General features: G+C 51.0%; 20 protein-coding genes and 2 tRNA genes. 8 read left to right on the plus strand and 14 right to left on the minus strand.

All coding sequences use genetic code 11. The annotated features are described in order from the left end of the window. The first annotated feature begins 37 nt into the window (after positions 1-37). Positions 38-114, plus strand: a tRNA-Asp gene (locus ACSTTG_RS23295). 69 nt (positions 115-183) lie between these two features. Then, a tRNA-Trp gene (locus ACSTTG_RS23300) sits at positions 184-260 on the plus strand. Positions 261-628: 368 nt separating this feature from the next. Here ACSTTG_RS23300 and ACSTTG_RS23305 read toward each other — a convergent pair. The 4 genes from ACSTTG_RS23305 to glyQ form a co-directional block, all read right to left on the minus strand. Further along, the gene (locus ACSTTG_RS23305; protein WP_438476515.1) at positions 629-1,876 is read right to left on the minus strand and encodes a valine--pyruvate transaminase; all 1,248 of its coding nucleotides are present in this window, start codon (positions 1,874-1,876) and stop codon (positions 629-631) included. Between the two features lie 129 nt (positions 1,877-2,005). After that, on the minus strand, positions 2,006-4,090 hold the full coding sequence (locus tag ACSTTG_RS23310) for an alpha-amylase (RefSeq protein ID WP_438476516.1): 2,085 nt from the start codon (positions 4,088-4,090) through the stop codon (positions 2,006-2,008). Between the two features lie 117 nt (positions 4,091-4,207). Beyond that, positions 4,208-6,289 carry a glycine--tRNA ligase subunit beta gene (glyS, locus tag ACSTTG_RS23315; RefSeq protein ID WP_438476517.1) on the minus strand — a complete coding sequence of 694 codons (2,082 nt, stop codon included), beginning with the start codon at positions 6,287-6,289 and terminating at the stop codon, positions 4,208-4,210. A gap of 2 nt (positions 6,290-6,291) precedes the next feature. Beyond that, positions 6,292-7,227 (minus strand): glycine--tRNA ligase subunit alpha, encoded by a 936-nt coding sequence (glyQ, locus tag ACSTTG_RS23320; RefSeq protein WP_438461213.1) that lies wholly within the window; start codon positions 7,225-7,227, stop codon positions 6,292-6,294. A gap of 405 nt (positions 7,228-7,632) precedes the next feature. Between glyQ and ACSTTG_RS23325 the strand changes: the two genes are divergently transcribed. Both ACSTTG_RS23325 and ACSTTG_RS23330 read left to right on the plus strand, forming a co-directional pair. After that, positions 7,633-8,187 (plus strand): TMEM165/GDT1 family protein, encoded by a 555-nt coding sequence (locus ACSTTG_RS23325; RefSeq protein ID WP_438461212.1) that lies wholly within the window; start codon positions 7,633-7,635, stop codon positions 8,185-8,187. Between the two features lie 115 nt (positions 8,188-8,302). Further along, entirely contained in the window at positions 8,303-8,563 is a 261-nt protein-coding gene (locus tag ACSTTG_RS23330; RefSeq protein WP_438461211.1) for a hypothetical protein, read from the plus strand. 36 nt (positions 8,564-8,599) lie between these two features. On the opposite strand, the gene tusA is transcribed toward ACSTTG_RS23330, so the two are convergent. After that, the gene (tusA, locus tag ACSTTG_RS23335; RefSeq protein WP_438461210.1) at positions 8,600-8,848 is read right to left on the minus strand and encodes a sulfurtransferase TusA; all 249 of its coding nucleotides are present in this window, start codon (positions 8,846-8,848) and stop codon (positions 8,600-8,602) included. Positions 8,849-8,979: 131 nt separating this feature from the next. Between tusA and ACSTTG_RS23340 the strand changes: the two genes are divergently transcribed. After that, entirely contained in the window at positions 8,980-9,168 is a 189-nt protein-coding gene (locus ACSTTG_RS23340; protein ID WP_438476519.1) for a hypothetical protein, read from the plus strand. 150 nt (positions 9,169-9,318) lie between these two features. Then, positions 9,319-10,260 carry a LysR family transcriptional regulator gene (locus tag ACSTTG_RS23345; protein ID WP_438476520.1) on the plus strand — a complete coding sequence of 314 codons (942 nt, stop codon included), beginning with the start codon at positions 9,319-9,321 and terminating at the stop codon, positions 10,258-10,260. Positions 10,261-10,711: 451 nt separating this feature from the next. Here the strand turns inward: ACSTTG_RS23345 and acuI are convergent, their stop codons facing one another. The 6 genes from acuI to ilvG form a co-directional block, all read right to left on the minus strand. After that, complete coding sequence (gene acuI / locus ACSTTG_RS23350) at positions 10,712-11,692, minus strand: acrylyl-CoA reductase (NADPH) (RefSeq protein WP_438461207.1); 981 nt, start codon at positions 11,690-11,692, stop codon at positions 10,712-10,714. 161 nt (positions 11,693-11,853) lie between these two features. Next, the gene (gene ilvA, locus ACSTTG_RS23355; protein WP_438476521.1) at positions 11,854-13,383 is read right to left on the minus strand and encodes a threonine ammonia-lyase, biosynthetic; all 1,530 of its coding nucleotides are present in this window, start codon (positions 13,381-13,383) and stop codon (positions 11,854-11,856) included. Positions 13,384-13,386: 3 nt separating this feature from the next. Beyond that, positions 13,387-15,228: a dihydroxy-acid dehydratase gene (ilvD, locus tag ACSTTG_RS23360; protein WP_438476522.1), complete on the minus strand. Its 1,842-nt coding sequence runs from the start codon at positions 15,226-15,228 to the stop codon at positions 13,387-13,389. Positions 15,229-15,243: 15 nt separating this feature from the next. Next, the gene (gene ilvE / locus ACSTTG_RS23365) at positions 15,244-16,179 is read right to left on the minus strand and encodes a branched-chain-amino-acid transaminase (RefSeq protein ID WP_438461204.1); all 936 of its coding nucleotides are present in this window, start codon (positions 16,177-16,179) and stop codon (positions 15,244-15,246) included. Positions 16,180-16,190: 11 nt separating this feature from the next. After that, positions 16,191-16,475 (minus strand): acetolactate synthase 2 small subunit, encoded by a 285-nt coding sequence (gene ilvM / locus ACSTTG_RS23370; protein WP_438461203.1) that lies wholly within the window; start codon positions 16,473-16,475, stop codon positions 16,191-16,193. Then, positions 16,475-18,121, minus strand: a complete 1,647-nt coding sequence (gene ilvG, locus ACSTTG_RS23375) for an acetolactate synthase 2 catalytic subunit (RefSeq protein WP_438461202.1) — start codon at positions 18,119-18,121, stop codon at positions 16,475-16,477. The genes ilvM and ilvG overlap by 1 nt, the downstream gene beginning before the upstream one ends. A gap of 431 nt (positions 18,122-18,552) precedes the next feature. Here ilvG and ACSTTG_RS23380 point away from each other — a divergent pair, with 431 nt between their 5' ends. Further along, a complete protein-coding gene (locus ACSTTG_RS23380) occupies positions 18,553-20,076 on the plus strand; it encodes a YifB family Mg chelatase-like AAA ATPase (RefSeq protein ID WP_438476523.1) in 1,524 nt (507 codons plus the stop codon). Positions 20,077-20,186: 110 nt separating this feature from the next. Further along, entirely contained in the window at positions 20,187-21,080 is an 894-nt protein-coding gene (gene yihG / locus ACSTTG_RS23385; RefSeq protein WP_438476524.1) for a 1-acylglycerol-3-phosphate O-acyltransferase, YihG family, read from the plus strand. A gap of 45 nt (positions 21,081-21,125) precedes the next feature. Here the strand turns inward: yihG and ACSTTG_RS23390 are convergent, their stop codons facing one another. From ACSTTG_RS23390 to ccoG, 3 genes are read right to left on the minus strand one after another with little or no spacing between them, the layout of a single operon-like run. Next, positions 21,126-21,725 carry a thiol:disulfide interchange protein DsbA/DsbL gene (locus tag ACSTTG_RS23390; RefSeq protein WP_438461199.1) on the minus strand — a complete coding sequence of 200 codons (600 nt, stop codon included), beginning with the start codon at positions 21,723-21,725 and terminating at the stop codon, positions 21,126-21,128. A 14-nt stretch (positions 21,726-21,739) separates the two neighbouring features. Then, positions 21,740-22,726 carry a serine/threonine protein kinase gene (locus ACSTTG_RS23395; RefSeq protein ID WP_438461198.1) on the minus strand — a complete coding sequence of 329 codons (987 nt, stop codon included), beginning with the start codon at positions 22,724-22,726 and terminating at the stop codon, positions 21,740-21,742. A 50-nt stretch (positions 22,727-22,776) separates the two neighbouring features. Next, on the minus strand, positions 22,777-24,180 hold the full coding sequence (gene ccoG / locus ACSTTG_RS23400; protein WP_438476526.1) for a cytochrome c oxidase accessory protein CcoG: 1,404 nt from the start codon (positions 24,178-24,180) through the stop codon (positions 22,777-22,779). Positions 24,181-24,213: the final 33 nt, after the last annotated feature.

A 24,213-nucleotide genomic window follows, 5' to 3' on the forward strand; every position in this document is an offset into this window, starting at 1 on the left:
AAGCACTCTAGAGATAAGACTTTAAAGAGACCACTGCGGAGTGGTAGTTCAGTTGGTTAGAATACCGGCCTGTCACGCCGGGGGTCGCGGGTTCGAGTCCCGTCCACTCCGCCACTTATTCAAAGACCTCGCTCTATGCGAGGTTTTTTTGAATCTAGCGTATACTAGATTCAGTACAATTTTAGGGGTGTAGCTCCAATTGGCAGAGCAGCGGATTCCAAATCCGCGTGTTGGGAGTTCGAATCTCTCCACCCCTGCCATCTCTCAAAGCCTCGATCGAAAGATCGGGGCTTTTTGCGTTTCCAGAGGCGAGATTACTTCGTTGCGAGAGACGAGAATCGAGGGGCGGGGTTCGAGGACGCTTACGCTTCGAGGAGCGAGTAGTTTGTGGGTGGAAAGAGTTTACCGTTCACATGCACTCTTATGACTGTCTCAGCTAGTCATTAGATATGAAAAAGCCCAGCATTAGACCAATGCTGGGCTTTTTACGCTGTATGTACCTGTAGTAAGTGCAGTAGGAGTATTGAACTAGCAACTATCCACTGTACCACTCGCTCCCCGCAGGGCGATAGCCCGTACTCGAACCTCGTACCTTAGAATAGCTTCTCGCAACGCAGTGATCTCGCCTCTACTCCCCGTATGCTTTGAGAACTTCTTCGGCTAAAACCGTTATGCCTTTTTGTAGTTTTTCGTCGTCTTGGACGTAGTTCATGCGTAGGCATTGGTGGCTGTGTTGCCATTGTGATTCTTGGCCGATAAAGAAGTATTCGCCTGGGACGATTAACACGCCGCGTGCTTTCAGGCGTTTGTACAGCTCCATGGTGGTGATCGGTAGTTGATCAAACCATAGCCAGAGGAAGATCGCGCCTTCGGGTTTGTGGATCTTGAAACGGGGATCTTTAATCGCTTGTTGGAGAAGATCTATCGCGCGTTTGGATTTTTGCTGATAAAACGGCTTAATGATCTTAGTGCTAAGATCGAGCAAATCGCCCTTATCAATCATATGCTTGACGATCGCTGGCCCAACACTACCAGGTGATAGACTGATGATGCCATTCATATTCGTCAGTGCTTGTGTGATGGCCTCACTGGCGATAATGATGCCGCAGCGTACACCTGGCAGACCAAGTTTAGATAGACTCATACATAAGATATTGTTGTCGTTCCAAAATGGCTGTACATCCTCAAAGATGATATTGGGGAAGGGCACACCATAGGCATTATCGATAATCAGCGGGATATTGTTGTCGCGTGCCAGTTGGTCAAGGTGGATTATCTCCTCTTCCGTTAGCACGTTACCGGTTGGATTGGTTGGTCGCGACGCACAGATAGCGGCCACACTGTCATCAACCTTTAATTGTTTAAAGTCGACATGGTATTTGAACAGACCATTATCCAATAGCTCGATCTCAGGCTTGTAAGACACAAAGATATCTTGATCGATCCCCGCATCACCATAGCCGATATACTCTGGCGCTAAAGGCAGCAAGATCTTTTTGTGCGAGCCATCCGGCTGCGTGCCAGCCAAAAGGTTAAACAGATAGAAAAAGCCACTCTGACTGCCGTTGGTGAGACTGATATTCTTGTCTGAGATATCCCAGCCATAGGTATCACGCAATAGCTTTGCCAAAGCTTGAATAAAACTATCTTTGCCTTGAGGGCCATCGTAATTGGCCATTGAGGCGACGAGATCACCGCTGTCGAGTAGCTCTTGGCAGCTGGCATGAAAGTAATCGAGCATGGCAGGTATTTGGGCTGGGTTACCGCCACCGAGCATAATTGCCCCTGGTGTGCGCAGACCATCATTAAGGTCATCCATTAGCTGTGTAATACCTGAATACTGATTAAACTTTTCACCAAACTTCGAGAACTGCATTGACCGCTACCTGCCGGTTGATTGAACAACAAGAGATTGAAAATAACTCAATGAGCGGTGGAGTAAAAGTGTTTATCCAAAATAAAAGCCAGCTAAGACCAGCTGGCTTTTAAATCGATTTATCGACAGCTAGTGGCCAGTGTACACAACGAGCACTCTGTCCTCTTCATACTGACGCTCAAAGGCATAATATTCACCCTGGTGACGAGTGATATGCGTGCCTTGAGCGACAGCGGGATGGCGCTTACGGAACTCACCAAGGGTTTGCCAGTGCTTGAGTAGGGTGGCTCTGTCATCCTCGATTTGATCCCATGGCATTGGTGAGCGGGTACCCTGATGTGAATCTGAGCCGGTTGGGCCAAAATCACGCGCGATTTCATCACCGTAATAGATTTGTACTGCGCCAGGGGCAAGCATCAGTGCATTAGCCGCTTTGTGCTGATCGGCGAAACTCTTGCTGCGTGAGGCCCAGAATAGCGCCGTATCGTGTGACGATAGGTAGCTCAGAACATTGAATTCTTCATCGCTATTGATAGCCTTGGCGTAGCGCTGATAGGAAGGATCGAGCTTGGCAAAGCAGTCGAGTGCTTTTGGCGCCACATCGGTTTGGAACTCGAAGTTGATGATCGAGTCGAAGCCGTTATCAAAGTAATCGCTTTTGATCACCGTATGGCCCCATACCTCGCCCGTCATCCAAAATGGCAAGTCGTCTAGGGCTTTGTCTGGGTTGTTGCGTTTCCACTCGACTAGTGCCTCACTACTGGCGTCTTTGAGTGCCTGCCACGCCTCCATCTCAACATGTTTTGCGGTATCGATTCTAAATCCATCGATGCCGTACTCACGCACCCAATCGGATAACCAGGTAATAAGATGTGCTCTTGGGGTTTTTAGATCATCGGTGGCCTTAGTGTCTTTATTTGCATAAAAGTTAGGCAGGCCAGTTTTAACTTGCGATTCTGTTTTTAGGTCGGGTAAGAAGTTGAGTGACATGGTTCGGTCGTTATATCCCGGAGCGTCGTAGTTGCCGATGTCTGTGCGCAACCAATCCGTTCCCCACCATTTATCCCATGCCTTAGCATCATTGTACTTGATGTAGTCATTAAAGCTGTGCCAACTCTGTCCTGGCCCTGGTTGCCAGTCAGTCCAGTTGTCCCCAAGTATATTTTTCGCCTCTTGGTCATCAAGGTAGAGCTGGCCAAAACCAAATTCCTGCATGTCCGCAAGCGTGGCGTAGCCGGTGTGATTCATCACCACGTCCCAGATCACGCGGATCCCCTTTGAGTGAGCAGTATCAATAAACTCTCTCAATTCGTCTTCTGTGCCCATATTGGCATCGAGCTTGGTCCAGTCTTGGTGGTAATAGCCGTGGTAGCCATAGTGCTTAAAGTCACCATTGTTCCCACCGCCGACCCAGCCATGAATCTGCTCAAGTGGCGAGGTTATCCAGAGTGCATTCACCCCGAGTGATTCGATATAGTCGAGCTTAGCAGTCAGTCCTGCTAGGTCACCACCATGGAAGGTGCCAATTTCCTGCTCCCCATCCTGGGTGCGGCCATAACTGTGGTCATTATCAGGATTACCATTGTAGAAGCGGTCGGTCATTACAAAGTAGACGTTGGCATTATCCCAGCTAAATGGAGCATCTTGATAGGTTTTCGCTTCTTCCAGCAACAATATACCTTGGCTCGTTGGCGCGGCCTGCATGGTCACTTGTCCTTGGCTTACGGTAGCCTCTTGTCCGGTCAGTGCATCCCTGACTAGAGTACCATCGGCGAAGGTTTGGCTGACCTCTATGGTAGTCGGTTGGTCACTAGCAACTGGGCAGGTCGCCATTAGGTTGGTTTGCTGTTTGGGCTTAACCTTGATGGTCAGCTGATTGGTTTGTGGATTGAGAGCAAATTGATAGGTGTTGGCCTTAAAGATGCGCAGTGGCAGCTCAGAGTTTGAGGCGCAGTTATCCACCGCCATTGGGGTATTGAATTTAGCTCGGCTTAGCTCCGTGAGAGCATAGCTACTGCCACAGCTCGCTTCCATGGTGCTGATGGCGAGATTGTACTGTCCCTTGTCAAAGTATTGCTCAGCGACCCATGTGCCATCTGAGCCTTGCTCAAAGGCGACCTGCTGATCAGCAACCGTAAGATAAAGCGTATCTTCAGAAGTCTGGCTGCATGCACTCAGTAGGGCGAACGAGCAAGCAATTATGGTTTTTCTCATTGTTTCTCTCCCTGTATAAACAGTTGGGTTATATCAACAATGAGCGGCTACAAACTGAGCTTTAAGACAAAAAAAGGGAAGCCGCCGCTTCCCTTTTTACTATTCTGAGTTTCGGATCTACTTCTGTAGTACCGATATATCAGCAATCTGTAGGAATAGGTTACGTAGGTTGTTAAGCAGCGTGAGACGGTTTTTCTTCAGCGCTTCATCGTCTGCCATTACCATCACGTTATCAAAGAACGCATCAACAGGCTCACGCAGGTCAGCTAGTTTGCTTAGGGCTTCTTGGTAGTTGCCGGTTGCAAATGCAGGTTCTAGCGCTTCAGTCATGACCTCAACGTTCTCTGCTAGCGTCTTCTCCGCATCCTCTTGCAATAGTGCAAGGTCGATGTCAGCTGCAAGCTCGCCGTCGAATTTCGCTAGGATGTTACCTACGCGCTTGTTTGCAGCCGCTAGAGCTTCAGCAGCCTCTAGCTCACGGAAGTGAGAGACGGCTTTTACGCGCTGGTCAAAGTCTGCCGGTTTGGTTGGGCGACGAGCCAGTACCGCTTGAATGATGTCGACGCTAAAGCCGGCATCTTGATACCAAGCGCGGAAACGACCCAGCATAAACTCAATCACATCCTCTTCCACGTTAGCGTTGGTTAGCTTGTCACCAAACAGAGACTTCGCCTTGGCAATAAGCGCCGTTAGGTCGAGGTTGTAGCCGTTTTCAACGATGATGCGCAGTACACCCAGAGAAGCACGACGCAGTGCAAATGGGTCAGAGCCCTTAGGTGCTTGGCCAATACCAAAGATACCCACGATGGTATCGAGCTTGTCGGCCATGGCTACCGCTGATGAGATACCTGTGCTTGGTAGGTCATCACCTGCAAAACGAGGCATGTATTGCTCGTAAAGCGCCAATGCCACTTGCTCGTCTTCGCCATCGTGCGTAGCGTAGTGCATGCCCATCACGCCTTGGGTATCGGTAAATTCGAATACCATCGAGGTCATTAGGTCACACTTGGCAAGTAGGCCTGCGCGCTTTGATTTCTCAACGTCAGCGTCGATTTGCTCGGCGATGTAGCCAGCCAGTTCAGTGATACGATCCGTCTTGTCTTTGATGGTGCCAAGCTGCTTTTGGAAGATCGCTTGCTCAAGCTCAGGTAGACGGTCGATAAGCGGGCGCTTACGGTCAGTGTTAAAGAAGAACTCAGCATCCGCTAGACGCGGGCGTACAACCTTCTCGTTGCCTTCAATAACATGGCGAGGCTCTTTCGACTCGATGTTAGAAACAAAGATGAAGTTTGGTAGTAGCTTCTTGTTCTCGTCGCCATTCTCATAAGAATAAACAGGGAAGTACTTCTGGTCACCCTTCATGGTGTAAACCAGAGCTTCAGAAGGAACTTTTAGGAACTCTTCTTCAAACTTCGCCGTCAGAACAACCGGCCATTCCACCAAAGACGTCACTTCTTCAACTAGGTCGTCTTCTAGGTCAGCTACGCCGCCAACCGCTGCAGCTGCTTTTTGAGAGTCTGCTAGGATGATAGCTTTACGCGCTTCGTAATCCGCCATCACTTTACCGCGCTCTTCTAGGATCGCTGGGTATTGCTCGGCTGAATCAATCGTGAACTCTTGCTCACCCATAAAGCGGTGACCACGGATAGTGCGGCTTGATGCAACACCTAGGATCTCTCCCTCGATAAGGTCAGCACCCATAAGCATGGTCAGAGTTTTTACTGGACGAATAAATTGCGTCGTCTTGTTACCCCAGCGCATTGGCTTAGCGATCGGCAGGTTAGCCAGTGCTTTAGCGGCAAGGTCTACCACGATGTCAGACGTCGCTTGACCCTTCACTTCTTGTTTGAACAGCAGCCACTCGCCCTTGTCTGTCACCAGGCGTTCAGCTTGCTCTACAGTAATACCGTTACCACGCGCCCAACCTTGTGCTGCTTTAGTCGCGTTACCGTCAGCATCGAATGCTACAGAAACCGCAGGACCACGCTTTTCAACCACTTTGTCAGCTTGGCCTTCAGCAAGACCAGCCACTTTAAGGGCTAGACGGCGAGGAGCTGCGTACCATTTCACACCCTCGTGTGCTAGGTCTGCGCCTTTTAGCTCAGCTTCGAAGTTTGCTGCGAACGCTTCTGCTAGAGTACGAAGCTGCGTTGGTGGTAGCTCTTCAGTACCTAGTTCAATTAGAAATTCTTTTGCCATGATTACTTTTCCTCGTCCTTTTTCAGCGCTTCTTTTTTCAGCATTGGGAAGCCTAGAGCTTCACGTGATGCGTAGTAGGCTTCTGCAACCGCTTTGGTTAGGTTGCGGATACGAAGGATGTAACGCTGGCGCTCGGTTACCGAGATCGCTTTGCGCGCATCAAGAATGTTGAATGCGTGCGCTGCTTTTAGGATGCGCTCGTAAGCTGGAAGAGGAAGAGGTTTTTCTAGCTCTAGTAGCTCTTTGGTTTCCTTTTCACACTGATCGAAGTAAGTGAATAGGAAATCGACGTCTGCGTGCTCAAAGTTGTACGTTGATTGCTCAACCTCATTTTGGTGGAAGATATCACCGTAAGTCACCTTGCTGCCATCTGGGGCGATGTTCCACACAAGATCGTAAACAGAGTCAACTTCTTGAATGTACATAGCCAGACGCTCGATACCGTAAGTGATCTCGCCTGTTACTGGTTTACACTCAAGGCCACCCACTTGCTGGAAGTAAGTAAACTGAGTCACTTCCATGCCGTTTAGCCATACTTCCCAACCAAGACCCCATGCGCCCAGCGTTGGGTTTTCCCAGTTGTCTTCAACGAAGCGAATATCGTGCACTAGCGGGTCGATACCAAGTACTTCTAGAGAGCCAAGGTACAACTCTTGAATGTTGTCTGGAGACGGTTTTAGAGCTACCTGGAACTGATAGTAGTGCTGCAGACGGTTCGGGTTTTCACCGTAGCGACCATCGGTCGGACGACGAGAAGGTTGAACGTATGCCGTAGACATTGGCTCTGGGCCAAGTGCACGTAGACATGTCATTGGGTGAGAGGTGCCAGCACCTACTTCCATATCTAGCGGTTGAACAATGGTACAACCATTTTGTGCCCAGTAATCCTGCAGCGCGAGGATCATTCCCTGGAAGGTTTTGATATCGAATTTTTGCATAGTCAGGTTCGCGCGATTGTTGTAAAAGTATAAAAATAACCTCCGATTATACCCAGATAATCCTTGTGCGAGTAGGGCTAATCTTGACTATTTCATCGCCAGTGGCAGTGGATAAGAAAAAAAGATGGCGAAAGCGATAAGGTTTTTCCTAAAAGGGAATTTTACGCTTGTGATTTTGCTAAGAGGTGATTAAAATTCGTGCCATCTTTGGGGAGTAGCTTACCGCGCTCAGACGTCTGTCTAAACCGGTTCGTTCGTCAACATAATTGGTGCAAAATCACCATGGCGTTCGAGACTCATCATCCACCGATGAGTTTAGCAAGACCTTAGATAAATCATCATGAACCGGGGTGGGGCGTGAGGTTTGTCTATGGTTGTTATTTACCCTGCCCCTGTGAGCATTTCGTGAGCGTTCTAGCTATTTCAATTACCTCGGTTGCCCTTGCTGAAATTGGCGACAAAACCCAACTGTTATCGCTGCTTCTGGCGAGCCGTTACCGTAAACCTGTGCCGATCATTGCGGCGATTTTCTTAGCCACCATTGCCAATCATGCCCTAGCCGCTTGGCTGGGTGTAGTCGTGGCGGACTATTTGTCACCTGAGCTTCTCAAATGGGTGGTGGCAGCCAGTTTTCTTGCCATGGCAGGTTGGATTTTGATCCCAGATAAGCTTGATGATGATGAAACTATCTCAAACCGCGGTCCCTTTGTTGCCTCGTTTGTGGCGTTTTTTATCGCTGAGATTGGTGACAAGACTCAGATTGCGACCTCCATTCTCGGTGCGCAGTACTCAGACGCCCTGACTTGGGTCGTGCTCGGTACCACGATAGGTATGCTGCTCGCCAACGTGCCGGTGGTACTGATTGGCAAATTGTCGGCTGACAAACTGCCGCTTGACCTGATCCGTAAGATCACCGCACTGCTGTTTTTGGGCTTGGCCGTCGCTGCCGCCTTTTTCTAAACACTATTAGGCGTAGCTCCTGTTTATCGGTGTAAAAGGCGTGATGGTCGACATATTAGTTTCATCCATCTCATGCTAACTTTTAATCAGTGACAGACAGCCGGAGGGCAGGAGCATGCTTACTCGTTATATGGGGATGACCCCAAAAAGTCAGAGTTATCTCTTCACATTTGGGCTAGCGATTACCCTGTTAGGGATGGTCTTGACGGATATGTGGCTACCTATGGTCGCAGGCGCATTCATCCTGACTGCTTTGACCGTGGAATCATGGATTCGCGTGGCGCACATTATCCCGATGCATAAGGAGATGCGGTCGATGCAAAAGCAGCTTAATGCGCTGCAGTCACAAGTGAGAGGGATAGAGTTTGACGACTGAGTCGACAAAGGTTGGGGCTGCCTAGGGCAGCCTCATTTATTCTAGGCCCTTTTTAATCAGGTACTGATATGGCAGTTGTTCCGTTTGAGCGGCGATCAACTGGTGGTCCATAAAGCGACAAAAGCTTGGGATGTCGCGCGTGGTTGAAGGGTCATCCGCGCTCACCAGCAGTACCTCTCCATCTTGCATATTTCGAATTGTCTTCCTGACCATCATCACGGGCTCTGGGCAGCGCAAACCTTGCGCCTCTAGGGTTTGATTGGCCTTGTTGGGATCGAAAGTCATCTGTGTATTACACCTCTTCTGGCTTAAGCGCCCATCATACTCGCGATCAAAAAAGATTCAATATCACCTTGGCAAACCCAAGATTATAGCTTAACTTAAGTTAACAAGTTGATAACAAATGGAGCCTTGTTATGCTGTCGACGATGGAGCGATTATCCGTTTATTCGGTATTGTGTGTGATTTCAATCTGCAGCCTTTTGCTGCAAATGGATCAAAATGTGTCTTTGCTCCCGGTGAGCGCGTTTTTTGGCTCAGTTGCTGGTATATGGCTAGAGGCACAAGGGATGGATGCGAGCCAAGATAAGGCCAAAGATAACTGAACCACAGTACCGTAAATACGCTGATTTGTTTTGAAGTCAATAATCTCCGTTAATCTCCAGTTTTCTTGGGCTTCCCCGCTGAAAGGCGGGATTTTTTTTGCCTGAATACAGGTAAACTGTATCGATTTATTGGGTGGATGAGGAAGAGTAATGGAGCTCGAAGAAGTATATCGACGCGACCTGAACTTGCTGGTGGCGCTGCGGGTCTTGATTGAAGAGAGCAGTGTAAGCAAAGCCGCGACCCGGCTGAATATGAGCCAATCAGCGATGAGCCGAGTATTAGGGCGTTTGAGGGAGTTGCTCGATGATCCACTGTTTACGCGTCAAGGACAGCGATTAATCCCGACCCAAAAGGCACTCGAGCTTGATGCTTGCCTTGGCGAACCACTCGAGTCGCTGCGTCAGTTGCTCTCACCAAGTGATTTTTACCCGCGCGATTGCGATCAGACGTTTACCATTGCTACCACCGATTACGCGATGCAGACCATCTTGCCGTTTGCCTTGCCACGTATCTATCAAGAAGCCCCTTTGGTGTCGTTCAACTTTCTGCCTCTGCAGCATGACCGCCTGGTGGATCAGCTCACTTATGAGGGGGCTGATCTGGCCATCTGTCGTCCGACAGGACCGGTGGAGCCACTGCAAAGTGAGATCTTGGGCAAGGTCGGGGTATTGTGCTTACTGAGTAAGCAGCACCCTCTGGCGAATAAAGACATGACGCTTGCGGAGTACCTTGAATGCCCACACGCCATGATAGCCATCAGTGATGGGGTTAAGGCCTTGATCGACCAAGCGCACGTGGGGATGTCTCCACCGAAGATGGTGCTGCGTGCTTATCATCTAGAAGCAGCGCTAGCGATCGTCGATACTATGCCACTGATCATTACTGTACCGGCCGATTTGGCTTATTTGGTAGCCGAGCGCTATGACTTGGTGGTGAAGCCGCTGCCGTTTGCTTTCACGCCATTCGACTACTCGATGATCTGGCATCCTCGCTGCGAGCACTCACCAGCACAAAAATGGCTGCGTGATACCGTCAAGGAGGAGTGTGGCCGTTTGATTGCTAAACGTATTGAGGATATCGGCCTCAAATGAGAGAGGCGGGAGTCGAGAAGCGAGGAAATTATCGCGCGCGATGTGTGTTCGCACTTTTTTGAGGTTCGAGGTGCGGGGACGGGCGTTGCCCTGCGAGGAGCGAGGAGTTCCGAGCGTGTTGTGAGGCTGTCGTCTGCCGGAAGGTAAGATAGTGGGAAGAAGAAACTCATAGCGAACTATAAAGTCCTCGTCACTCGGAACGAAGTGAAACCCGCTCCTCGCACCTTTTTCTAAGGTTCGAGGTGCGGGGACGGGCTTTGCCCTACGAGGAGCGAGGAGTTCAGAGTGTGTTGTGAGGCTGTCGTCTGCCGGAAGGCAAGATAATGGGAGCAAGAAACCCATAGCGAACTATAAACCCCTCGTTACTCGGAACGCAGTGTAACCCGCCCCTCGCCCCTTAAAAAAAAGCCGAGCATTGTTGCTCGGCTTCGTTTTCAGTAAAAATCCCAGCTTATAGCTTGATCACAACGCGGCCCGTTACTTGGCCGTTGGTGATGTCTTCGGCGTATTTTGGTGCTTGCTCTAGTTCGACTTCGGTACAGGCTTGCTCGAAGAAGCTCTCAGGTAGTAGTTCAACCAGCTTTTCCCATGCCGCAATGCGTTTGTCGGTTGGGCACATGACTGAATCGACACCTTGTAGGCGCACGTTACGCAGGATAAATGGCATCACAGTGGTTGGCAGATCAAAACCGCCAGCAAGACCACAGGCGGCTACTGTGCTGTTGTAGTCCATTTGTGCTAGTACTTTGGCTAGTACCTTGCTACCAACAGTATCAACGGCGCCTGCCCAAATCTGCTTTTCTAGCGGGCGCGCTGGCTCTTCAAACTCGCTACGATCGATCACGCGCGCAGCGCCAAGTTTTTCTAGTAGTGGACCGTTTTGCTCAAGGCGACCAGTGACGGCTGCGACTTTGTAGCCTAGCTGGGCTAGCAGGGTTACCGCCACAGAGCCAACACCGCCACTTGCACCGGTCACAAGCACTTCACCGTCTTCTGGCTTCACACCACCATCAAGTAGCGCTTGTACACACAGCATGGCGGTAAAGCCTGCGGTACCCACCATCATGGCTTTTTTGCTGTCGAGACCGGTTGGTAGTGGAACCAGCCAATCGGCTTTTAGGCGTGCGCGCTGCGCCATGCCACCCCAATGGTTCTCACCGACACCCCAACCTGTAAGCACGACTTTATCACCGGCTGCGTAGCGGTTGTCGTCAGAGCTCACGACTGTACCGGCAAGGTCTATGCCAGGCACCATAGGGAAATTACGAATGATTTTTCCTTTGCCCGTGATAGCCAAACCATCTTTGTAGTTCAGCGATGAGTAATCGACATCGATCAGCACCTCACCCTCTGGCAGCTGACTCTCGTCGATTTGCTGGATAGAGGCGATAGTACGTTTTTCTTCTTGATTCAGGAGTAGGGCATTAAACATTGAGGTTCTCCAATTAAATTCGCTCAGGAAACGAGGTGAGTATAGTCACATCTCATCTATGAATAAAATGAAACCTTTACATTAAGTCTATGCGTATTAGTCATGATGGTGGCTAATATCAGGGTCAATAAAAAAGCCAGTCGATAGACTGGCTTTTGAGTTTAGGACAAAAAGAACTGATAGGATGGGTTATCGGTCTCATCTTTACACTGATAACCTAACTCTCTGAGGTGAGCAGAGAAACGCGACAGATCCGCCTCTTCCAGCTCAAAGCCACACAGCACCCGCCCATAGTCGGCGCCATGATTGCGGTAGTTAAATAGGCTGATGTTCCAGTGCGTGCCAAGGGTGCTGAGGAACTTAAGTAGCGCCCCCGGGTACTCTGGGAACTCAAAGCTGTATAAGCGCTCTTTTAGCGGCTTGGAAGGCTTGCCGCCTATCATGTAACGAATGTGCAGTTTAGCCATCTCGTCATCGGATAAGTCAACCACGGGGTAGCCGCCTTCTCGCAGGTCATGAATAATGCTCTCGAGCTCCTCTTGACCACCCTGCAGACGTACACCGACAAAGATATTGGCCAGATCGTCTTGGTTATAGCGGTAGTTAAACTCGGTCACCGCTCGGCCACCAATCAAGTTACAAAACTCGAAGAAGGCACCCTGACGCTCAGGGATGGTCACCGCGAGTAGGCCTTCGCGCTTCTCACCAAGCTCGCAGCGCTCTGATACGTAGCGCAGGCCGTGGAAATTGGTGTTTGCCCCAGACAGCACCGTACCGAGGTTTTTACCACGCAGCTGATGTTGCTCAGCGAATTTTTTCAGTCCTGCCAGTGCCAGCGCACCAGAAGGCTCGGCGATCGCGCGCGTGTCTTCGAAAATATCCTTCACGGCTGCGCAGATTTCATCGCTTGAGACCGCCACGTGGCCGTCGATGTATTCCTGACACAGGCGGAAGGTCTCTTCACCAATACGTTTAACCGCGACACCGTCAGCAAACATACTGACTTGATCGAGCACTACCGGCTCTCCGGCATCCAGTGCGGCTTTTAGGCATGAGGAGTCCTCAGGCTCAACCGCAATCACCTTGATCTCCGGCATCAGCTGTTTCACCAGTACTGCGACACCAGCGGCAAGACCGCCGCCACCGACAGGAACGAAGATATAATCCAGATGACCGTTTTGCTGCAGCATCTCCATACCAATCGTGCCCTGCCCTGCGATCACCAGTGGGTGATCAAACGGTGGCACAAAGGTATAGCCATGCAGCTCTGAGAGTCGCTCTGCTTCGGCCTTGGCTTCATCAAAGTTGCTGCCATGCAGTACCACCTCGCCACCAAAACTGCGTACCGCATCGACCTTGATGTCAGGCGTAGTTTTAGGCATGACAATGATGGTCTTTATACCGAGCTTGGTGCCTGATAGCGCCATGCCTTGGGCATGGTTGCCAGCAGATGCGGCGATCACGCCCGCACCTTTTTGCGCCTCAGACAAGCTCGCGACCATATTGTAGGCCCCGCGCAACTTAAACGAGTGCACTGGCTGGCGGTCTTCACGCTTGAGCTGCACCTGGTTATGGATCCGTGCAGCCAAGCGTGGCATGTCTTGCAGCGGCGTTACTGTCGCCACTTCATAGACAGGGGCTCTGAGGATCTGGCGCAGATAATCTGCGCCAGTAAACTGAGTGAGGGTCATTGGCTAGCCCTCTAGTTTAGAGCGATCTCGCACGGCACCTTTATCGGCACTGGTCGCCATGCTTGCGTAGGCTTTTAGAGCCAGTGATACCGTGCGCTCGCGATCGGCTGGTTGCCAGCCAAGCTGATCTTGTGTTGCTCGGCGCTCAGTCAGCTCTTGCTCAGCCACTTCGAGTGAGATGGTGCGATTAGGGATATCGATAGCGATAATGTCACCATCTTTCACCAAACCAATGGTGCCGCCATTTGCTGCCTCAGGTGAGGCGTGGCCAATTGATAGTCCAGACGTACCGCCAGAGAAGCGTCCATCGGTCAGCAGTGCACACTCTTTACCTAGTCCCATCGATTTTAGGTAGGTGGTTGGGTAGAGCATCTCTTGCATGCCAGGACCGCCTTTTGGACCCTCGTAGCGGATCACCACCACATCACCGGCTTTCACCTTGCCACCGAGAATGCCATCCACCGCATCCTCTTGGCTCTCAAATACCACTGCCGGGCCAGTAAACTTGAGAATGCTCTCATCAACACCAGCGGTTTTGACGATACAGCCATCAAGGGCAATATTACCTTTAAGCACCGCCAGACCACCGTCTTGGCTGTAGGCGTTTTCTTTGGTGCGGATACAGCCGTTCTCACGATCATCATCCAGGCTATCCCAGCGACAGTCTTGCGAGAAGGCTTCAGTGGTGCGAATGCCAGCAGGACCTGCGCGGTAGAACGACTTCACCTCTTCGGATTGAGTCAGCATGATGTCGTATTGCGCCAGCTGCTCTTCCCAAGTCAGGCCGAGCACGGTTTTCGATTGATTGTTCAGTAGGCCCGCGCGGTCCAGTTCACCCAAGATACCCACGACGCCGCCAGCGCGGTGGACATCTTCCATATGGTATTTCTGGGTTGAGGGCGCGACCTTACATAAGTTCGGCACGCGGCGAGACATCTGGTCGATATCCTGCATATCGAAGTTAACGCCACCCTCTTGCGCCGCCGCAAGTAGGTGCAGCACGGTATTGGTTGAACCGCCCATGGCGATATCGAGAGCCATCGCGTTCTCAAACGCCTCTTTGGTTGCGATATTGCGCGGCAGTGCGGTCACATCACCTTGCTCGTAGTAGCGCTTAGTCAGCTCAACGATACGCTTACCCGCGTTAACAAACAGCTCTTTACGATCAGCGTGGGTTGCTAGCATTGAGCCGTTACCTGGCTGAGATAAGCCCAGTGCTTCAGTGAGGCAGTTCATCGAGTTGGCGGTGAACATGCCTGAGCATGAGCCACAAGTCGGACACGCTGAGCGCTCAATCTGCTCGCTCTGCTCATCCGAGACCGTTGGGTCGGCACCCTGCATCATGGCATCAACCAGGTCGAGCTTGATGATCTGATCCGACAGCTTGGTCTTGCCCGCTTCCATCGGGCCGCCAGAGACAAAGATCACCGGAATATTCAGGCGCATTGACGCCATTAGCATTCCCGGGGTGATCTTGTCGCAGTTTGAGATACACACCATCGCATCGGCGCAGTGGGCATTGACCATGTACTCGACCGAGTCGGCGATCAGTTCACGCGAAGGCAGCGAGTAGAGCATGCCGCCGTGACCCATGGCGATGCCATCATCGACGGCAATGGTGTTAAATTCTTTGGCGATGCCGCCAGCGGCTTCAATCTCTTGCGCTACTAGTTGACCAAGGTCTTTTAGGTGAACGTGGCCAGGAACGAATTGTGTGAAGGAGTTGACCACGGCAATGATCGGCTTGCCAAAGTCTTCATCTTTAACCCCAGTCGCGCGCCACAGTGCTCGTGCCCCTGCCATGTTGCGGCCGTGGGTGGTGGTGGCTGATCTATATTTAGGCATGTCCTTATCCCTCTCTTATGCTTCTGGGTATACGTAATCAAGCCAGCCCCACTTGTCTTCAGTGGTGCCGTTGAATAGACCAAAGTAGGCCTCTTGCAGCTCTTTGGTGATTGGGCCGCGTTTGCCGCAACCGACTTCAATCTTATCGATGGTGGATACTGGAACCACCTCGGCGGCAGTACCGGTCATAAATACTTCATCGGCTAGGTATAGAGCTTCACGTGCAATATTAGCCTCGCGCACCTCATAGCCACGGTCACGAGCAATGGTCATGATTGAGTCGCGAGTAATGCCTGGCAAGATAGCACTGGTAGCTGGTGGTGTGGTGATCACGCCATCTTTAATCACAAAGATATTCTCACCAGCGCCCTCAGAAAGGTAGCCATCAACACTTAGAGCGATGCCTTCGTCGTAGCCATGACGACGCGCTTCACCGCCAACTAGAAGCGATGACAGGTAGTTACCACCAGCCTTAGCTGCAGTTGGGATAGTGTTTGGCGCGGCGCGGTTCCAGCTTGAGATCATCGCATCGACACCCTTTTCTAGTGCTTCTTCGCCTAGGTATGATCCCCAAGGGAAGGCAGCGATGATCAGGTCCATCTCGGTATCCACAGGTGGACACACCCCTAGACCTACATTGCCGACAAATCCCAGTGGACGGATATAAGCGCTCTCGAGCTTGTTTTGGCGCAAGGTTTCACGCGTTGCTTCCATGATCTCCTCGATAGTATACGGGATCGGGAAGCGGTAGATTTTAGCTGAATCTTTAAGGCGCTGTGCGTGTTCGCGATGGCGGAAGACAATCGGTCCCTTTGGTGTGTTGTAGCAGCGCACACCCTCAAAGACCGAGGTACCGTAGTGCATTGCGTGAGTCAAAACGTGAACATTGGCTTCTGCCCACGGAACCATTTCGCCATTAAACCAGATGTAATCAGCTGTTTTTGTCGCCATTGTTGCCTTCCTTATGCATTAACTCGTTGTTGTAGGTTGTTGTTCGGCAGTTCGTTATTATTGATTTTGATAACGTCGACGCTGATGACATCCCACAGTTTTTCAATTTGGTTGGTTAGAAATGAGATTGGTCGATCGCTATCGACGATAATCTCAACACTTGCAATCTTACTATCGTGGTTCTGGGTACCCGCAACCTGCTTAACCACAAAGCCACGGTGGCGCACGATGCGAAGAACACGCTCAAGCAGTACCGGTTTGTCGTCTGCCTTAATATCTAATAAATATCTTTCCATTAGGTGTTCTCCAACATATCGCTATTTGATGCGCCCGGTGGAACCAAGGGCCACACATTCTCTTCTTCGTCAATCAACACATGCAGCAGGTAAGGGGTCTTGCTCTCTAGCATCTCTTTGAGCGCCGGCTCTACCTCTTGTTTGCAGGTGATGGTTTTACCCGGAATATCGAAGGCCTTCGCTAGCATGACAAAATCTGGGTTGTCATCAAGGATGGTTTCGCTGTGGCGACCATCAAAGAAAAGCGATTGCCACTGACGAACCATGCCTAGGCGCTGGTTGTTGATCAGCACCATCTTGACTGGAATTTGGCGACGCTTTAGCGTGCCAAGCTCTTGTACGTTCATCATAAACGAGCCATCACCTGAGATAAGGATCGACTGATCATCTGGCCTTGCAACCGCCGCGCCCATCGCCGCAGGCAGACCAAAGCCCATGGTGCCAAGCCCTGCTGAGGTGATGAAGTTTTGTGGCTCACGCGGCTGAATGTGCTGCGCAGCCCACATTTGGTGCTGACCGACATCGGTCGAGACCATCGAGGTATCTGGCATCATATCGGACAATTGCTTTAGTAATAGCGGCGCGTAGATCGGCTCACCAGGGTGGTCATAGCGCCATTTGAAGCCGCTGCGCAGACTTTCGGTGTGATGCAGCCATGGGGCAATGTCGTGCTCAAGGTGTAACTGAGGCAAGATCTCGCGGATATCACCACGCAGCGCCGCATGGGCATGGCGTAGCTTATTGATTTCTGCTGCATCGATATCGATGTGGATCACGTGCGCGTTGGGCGCAAAGGTGTCGAGCTTGCCAGTCACGCGGTCATCAAAGCGCGCGCCGACGACAATTAGTAGGTCACACTCTTGCACCACCAGGTTGGCAGCTTTGGTGCCGTGCATACCCAGCATGCCCAGATAGTGAGGGTCGTGGCGCTCGATGGTGCCAAGCCCTTTGAGGGTACTCACCGATGGCATCGGGTTTTGCTCAAGGAACTGACGCACCGTGTCGGTTGCGTGCGCAAGCTGCACACCACCGCCAACGTACAGTACTGGGCGCTTGGCTTCGCGAATCAGGGCGTTGGCCAGGCGGTAGGTTTCTGGTGCTGGAACAGGGAACGGAAGGTGTTCGAACTCTGGGAGGATTTCGATAGGTGCTTCGGCAAGTTGCACATCTTTTGCGATATCAACAATTACAGGACCTGGTCTGCCGGTTTTGGCTACCTCGAACGCCTCTGAAAGTGTTGGCGCAAGGTCTTCAATGTCGGTCACTAGATAGCTGTGCTTGGTACAAGCGAGCGACATGCCGATCACATCCATCTCTTGGAAGGCGTCAGTACCGATGTGTGAGCTGGCGACTTGCCCTGTGATCGCGACCATCGGGATTGAGTCCAAAAACGCATCAGCAAGGCCGGTGACCAGGTTGGTCGCACCAGGACCTGAGGTGGCCATGCACACAGCGACATCTTGGCTGGCTCGTGCCATGCCGATGGCCGCCATTGCAGCGCCTTGCTCGTGGCGACACAAGATGTGTTCAACACCACCATCATACAAGGCATCGTAGATTGGCATGATGGCTCCACCTGGGTAACCAAACACAGTCTTGATACCTTGCTGTTTTAATGCGGATACAACTAACTCTGCTCCAGTCATTGTGATCCTCCGTTTATCGCTTCATTGCGATGAGCTTCTTGCATGCACATCATGTGCGCTCCCATTGTTCCATGTCACTCAAATAATTGAGTTTTTACGTCTTCATAGTGTAAAAAACCCCCGGACTTTTCAGTGCGGGGGTTTTTTTTAATCTGTGGCTATCTCTCGTCCACTCGACCCCGCGCGGTATCCATAATGACCACGATAATCAGGGCTAGCAGAGTGTTAACGGCGAAGATAGTTTTCATTACTTAATTTTGCTTAAGATTTTACGTCTGTACCTAGTGGTAACATACAAAACTGTTAAATGACAAGCAAAACCTCATTCTTTTTTCACATTCATTAACCAACTCCACATGCTATATAACAGAGTAATCATTTTAAACATATCCGATTTGTAGATAAAAAATCTAATTACTTGGGGATTTGTAATGAGTTTAGCCATTATTTACAGCCGAGCCAGTGTGGGAGTTGAGGCGCCATTGGTGACCGTTGAGGTGCACATCAGCAATGGGATGCCAGGATTTTCTCTGGTGGGGTTAGCCGAAACCACCGTCAAGGAGGCCAAAGATCGGGTGCGCAGCGCGATCATTAACTCCAACTTTACCTTTCCAGCCAAACGTATCACGGTCAACTTGGCACCCGCCGATCTGCCCAAAGAGGGCGGTCGGTTTGACCTGCCGATCGCACTAGGAATTTTGGCCGCATCCGAGCAGATCCCGATGAGTCTATTAGCGGAGCGGGAGTTTCTCGGTGAGCTAGCGCTGTCAGGCGAGTTACGCGCGATCAAAGGGGTGCTGCCTGCCGCACTGGCCGCAAGGCAGCTTAAACGTAGCTTGATTGTGCCGCATTTTAATGGCGATCAAGCGGCCTTGGTCGATAAGCATCAACACTACTCAGCACAAAGCCTGATTGAGGTCTGTGCTGAGCTTTGCGGACAGCAGAGCCTAGGATTACATCAAACCGCCAATGCCAAGCCATGCGAAAGCCATTCTCGAGACTTACGCGATATCATAGGTCAGCAGCAGGGAAAAAGAGCGCTAGAGATCGCAGCAGCGGGTGGTCACAACCTGCTTTTTCTCGGTCCTCCGGGCACAGGCAAGACCATGCTGGCCTCCCGGCTGTGCGATCTGTTGCCTGACATGAGTGTTCAAGAGGCGATGGCGACGGCCTCGATTGCCTCACTGACACAGCAAGAAATCAATCAGTACAACTGGCGCAAACGGCCATTTCGCGCACCTCATCACTCAAGCTCGATGGCGGCGCTTGTGGGGGGAGGGAGTATTCCTCGTCCTGGTGAGATTTCGCTGGCGCACAATGGACTTTTGTTCCTCGATGAAATGCCCGAGTTTGAGCGTAAAGTTCTGGACTCGCTGCGTGAGCCACTTGAGTCAGGTGAGATCGTTATCTCGCGTGCACAGGGGAAAACACGTTTCCCGGCGCGTTTTCAACTGATTGGTGCACTGAATCCAAGCCCGACGGGCTACTATGAGGGCAATCAAGCGAGGGCCAACCCACAGGTGATCCTGCGTTATTTGAATCGGCTCTCGGGCCCCTTGCTCGACCGATTTGATATGTCGCTTGAGATCCCCTCGCTGCCTAAAGGCATGTTGGCAGAGGGTGGGGAGCGAGGTGAGGCGACCGAGGTGGTTAGAGAACGGGTGAGTGAGGCTCGCCAATCGATGTATCGACGCGGTGGTAAAATTAACGCTTTGCTTGGTTCGCGTGAGATTGAGCATCACTGCCCCCTTGCGCGAGCGGATGCACAGTTTTTAGAGGCGGCGCTGCATCGCCTTGGTTTGTCTATTCGCGCCTATCATCGGATTATAAAAGTAGCACGAACCATCGCTGACCTTGCAGGCGAGGCCGAGATTACTCGCCCTCACTTGGCTGAAGCACTGGGTTATCGCGCCATGGACAGGCTACTGAAACAGTTGATTGAGCAAACAACTTAATTCAAGCGCAAGATATCAGACCATTAAAACAGAGGCTTACATCCAAGTGACGGATTTGTATAATTGAGCGGCATTTATTTCATCCGTCTTTGTCGAAGGTCGTTTTTCTCATGCTTGCCCACCTACTTCTGGTCCTCAATATCACTCTAGTGGTGATCAACAGTGCAGTTTGTTCGGTGCTGATCTGTATTATCGCCATCTTTAAGCTGCTGCTACCAACGGCGTCATTAAAGGCAAAGGGGACGGCGCTGGCGAATCGTGTGATGTGGCTATGGGCGAGCGTCAATGCGGCTATCCTCTCGTTATCGAATCGAGTTGAGTGGGATGTCGAGAGCGTTGAAGGATTGCATAAGGATGGTTGGTATCTGATGATCAGTAATCATCTGAGCTGGACTGATATCGTGGTGCTGTGTTGCGTATTTAAAGATCAGATCCCGATGCCCAAATTTTTCCTCAAGCAACAACTCCTCTATGTACCCTTCATTGGTATGGCGTGCTGGGCGTTGGACATGCCATTTATGCGTCGTTATTCGCGCGACTATCTGCTGCGTCATCCAGAAAAACGCGGTGAAGATTTAGCCACTACGCGCCGCTCGTGTGCCAAGTTCCAGCACACACCGACCACAGTGGTTAACTATGTTGAGGGGACGCGCTTTACCCAGGAGAAGCAGCGCTCTAGCCGTGGAGACTATCAGTACCTGCTGGCACCAAAGTCAGGTGGTATTGCCTACACGCTAGCGGCGATGGGGGAGCAGTTTGATAATATTATCGATGTGACGATCGCCTACCCCAAAAACCCTAACCAACCCTTTAAAGAGATGCTGATGGGTAAGATGCGCAAGATTGTCGTGCGGGTTGATGTGTTGCCCCTTGATGAGCAGGTGACGGGGGATTACTTCAATGATAAGCCATACAAGCGCCAGTTCCATCATTGGCTATCACAGCGTTGGGCGCGCAAGGATAAGTTGCTTGCAGAGATCCACCAAGCTGAGCACAAACAATAAAAAAGAGGGGGAGCCAATGCTCCCCCTCTTTTTTTATTTCTTTGATTACTTAGTCACTAGGTAGTTGACTAGCTCAATGTACTCATCAATCGATGATACGCTGCCTGATTCGACCATGTAGATGTTGCTGACGATCACTGCTGGCACGCCGCGTAGGCCGCTGTCTCTAAATTGCTTATCAAAGCGACGCGTCATTGAATCAACCGCAAAACCATTAAAGGTGGCGTCGAACTTTTTGCCATCAATACCCTCGTCAACGAAGATCTGACGCAGCTCGTCATCGTCACGTGGTGGCTGGTTGAGGTTATGGATGCGGTTGAACATCACCGGTGCCATCTGTTTTTCCACCTTAAGCGCTAGCATGGTAGCGTAAGCCTTGCTCATTGACGGGCCCATTGGACCGCCCATAAACGACACGTGGTTCTTGTTCAGTTTGACTCCCTCAGGAAGCTCAGATTTTAGCTGAGTGACCACCGGCTCAAACTGATAACAGTGTGGGCAGTAGAATGAGAAGAACTCGTTGACGACTGGCTTCGATGATTTCTCAAGTTCTAACACCGTGTAGTGGGTTCCTTCCTTGAAATTAGCGGCGTTTGCCGAGATGCTGACTAAAATTGTGGCAAACAGTGCCATTAGTTTTTTCATTATTTTCTCCATTTTTACCACTGAGGCATCAGAGACAATGGGGTTTCGTCTAATGCCGCGAGTTGCTCTTTAAAGGCTAATACTTGGTTTTCCCAATACTTTGGCTCATTGAACCATGGGAAGGCAAGCGGGAATGCCGGGTCGTGCCATCGCTTTGCAAGCCAAGCCATATAATGCACCATTCGTAGACCGCGCAATGGCTCAATTAGTTTCAGCTCCGCTTGATTAAAATCGTTAAATTCCTGATAGGCTTCCAGAATTGTATCCAGTTGCACTAACTTATCCGCTCGCTCACCGTTTAGCAACATCCACAAGTCCTGCACTGCGGGACCATTTCGGCAGTCATCGAGATCAACAAACATCGGCCCATCGCGCCAGAGAATATTGCCTGGGTGGCAGTCGCCATGCAGGCGGATCTGCGGCTCGATAGTATGCCACTGCTCGCTGACCGATTTGATTAAGATATCAAGATCATTGAAGAAAGCGTTCTCTAGATGGGATGGAATGAAGCTGCTGTTTTGCAGTAGTTCACGTGGTTGGTTGAGGTATTCATCAAGCCCTAGTGTTGGGCGGTGGCGAAACTGGGTACGACTGCCGACCTTGTGAATACGACCTAAATAACGCCCCACACCCTCTAGTTGGTCAAAGTTATCCACCTCAAATTGACGCCCGCCGACACTTGGGAAGACGGCGAAGAGATAGCCCTGATACTCGTGGAGGGTCTGGCCGTTCAGTTTTAATGGTGCCGCGACAGGGATTTCCGACTCGACGAGTTCATGAGTGAATTGATGCTCTTCTTCAATTTGTGCTCGGCTCCAACGCTGGGGGCGATAGAACTTCACCACGTAGCGCTGGCGCTCCTCGTCGGTAAACTGATAGACGCGGTTCTCGTAGCTATTGAGCGCCAGTAGCCCAGATTCGGCGCGAATGCCGGCACTTTCCAGTGCGTACCACATAAAATCTGGCGTAAGGGCATCAAAGTTAAATGATTGTTCAGACATAGTAAGAATAGAAAAGGCGCATTGCTGAGCCCTTTTCCTCAAGGTTGCAACTAGAGTTGGTTGATAAAACGACTCTCTACTTGGACGGTAAAGCTGCCACTGTCGGTTAGTATAAACTGAATCTTCGAGACCGCAGAGGATAATGTGTCAGGGTCAACACCGAGGGTCATCGGCACACTGAGCACCTCACCCGGAGCAACCTCAACGGATTGACGTCCGTACCAGGTGACACCTTGCAGACCAGAAACATCCAGTTGATATGTCTGTGGCTGCTGCGTTTTATTAATTATCTTAAGGGTATAGGTGTTCTCAACCTCCCCAGCATTATTGATTCGATACAGTTGGGTTCGATCGCGTAACACACTCAGTCCAGCGGGCTCCACGCGCGCTATCTGAGTAAAGAACAACCCCGTCATAACCAACAACACCACTCCATAGCCAATCAGTTTCGGCCGCAGCACCTTGGTTTGGTTCCCCTCAAGGCGATGTTCGGTGGTGTAGCTGATCAAGCCTTTGGGGTAATTCATTCGCTCCATGGTGCGGTCACAGGCGTCGATGCAGGCCCCGCAGTTGATGCATTCGTATTGCAGGCCGTCACGAATATCGATGCCGGTTGGGCACACCTGCACGCATAAGTCGCAGTCGATACAATCCCCAAGACCCAACTGATTTGGATCGGCTTTGCGCGAGCGAGGCCCGCGGGTTTCGCCGCGTTGCGTATCATAGCCAACGATAAAGGTATCCTTGTCGAACATCGCAGACTGGAAGCGTGCATAAGGGCACATGTGCAGGCAGACGATGGAGCGCATCCACCCGGCATTACCATAAGTGCACAAGGTAAAAAATATCACCCAGAAGGTGGGCCAAAAGGCAGCGTTAGCGGTGAAAAACTCGATGACTAACTGGCGAATAGGGACAAAGTAGCCGACAAAAGTCAGTCCAGTGAGCAGGGCAATCACCAACCATGCGCCGTGTTTGAGTGTTTTTCTTATCAGCAGGTTGCGTGTTAGGGGATTGCTATCTTGCTTACGCCGCTTGTTGACGTTGCCCTCGAGTTTTTCTTCAAACCAGATATACATGAAGGTCCACACGGTTTGCGGGCACAGATATCCGCACCAGACTCGGCCAAGAAAGGTGGTAATAAAAAACAAACCAAACGCGGCGAGCATAAATAATAGAGCCAACAACAACAGATCTTGTGGGTAGAGGGTCGTGCCGAAAAAGTGGAACTGCTGGTGAGCGATATCGAGCAGGATAGCCTGACGCTCACCGTAAGGGATCCAGGGAATAGCGGCAAAGAGTACCAGTAAGAACCACGCACCATAGCGCCTTAATCGCTGGAACTGACCCTTGCTCTCTCGCACATAAATGCGATTACTGGGATTGAATCGGTCTCGGTTGCCTTTGCGGCTTGGCGACGTCACGTCTTTTATCTTGATCTTATCCTGACTCATGGGGCTTCCTTACGACGAGTCGTCTCGGTTGGA

The organism is Vibrio glycogenivorans, from assembly GCF_051660965.1.
In the GTDB taxonomy this organism is placed as follows: domain Bacteria; phylum Pseudomonadota; class Gammaproteobacteria; order Enterobacterales; family Vibrionaceae; genus Vibrio.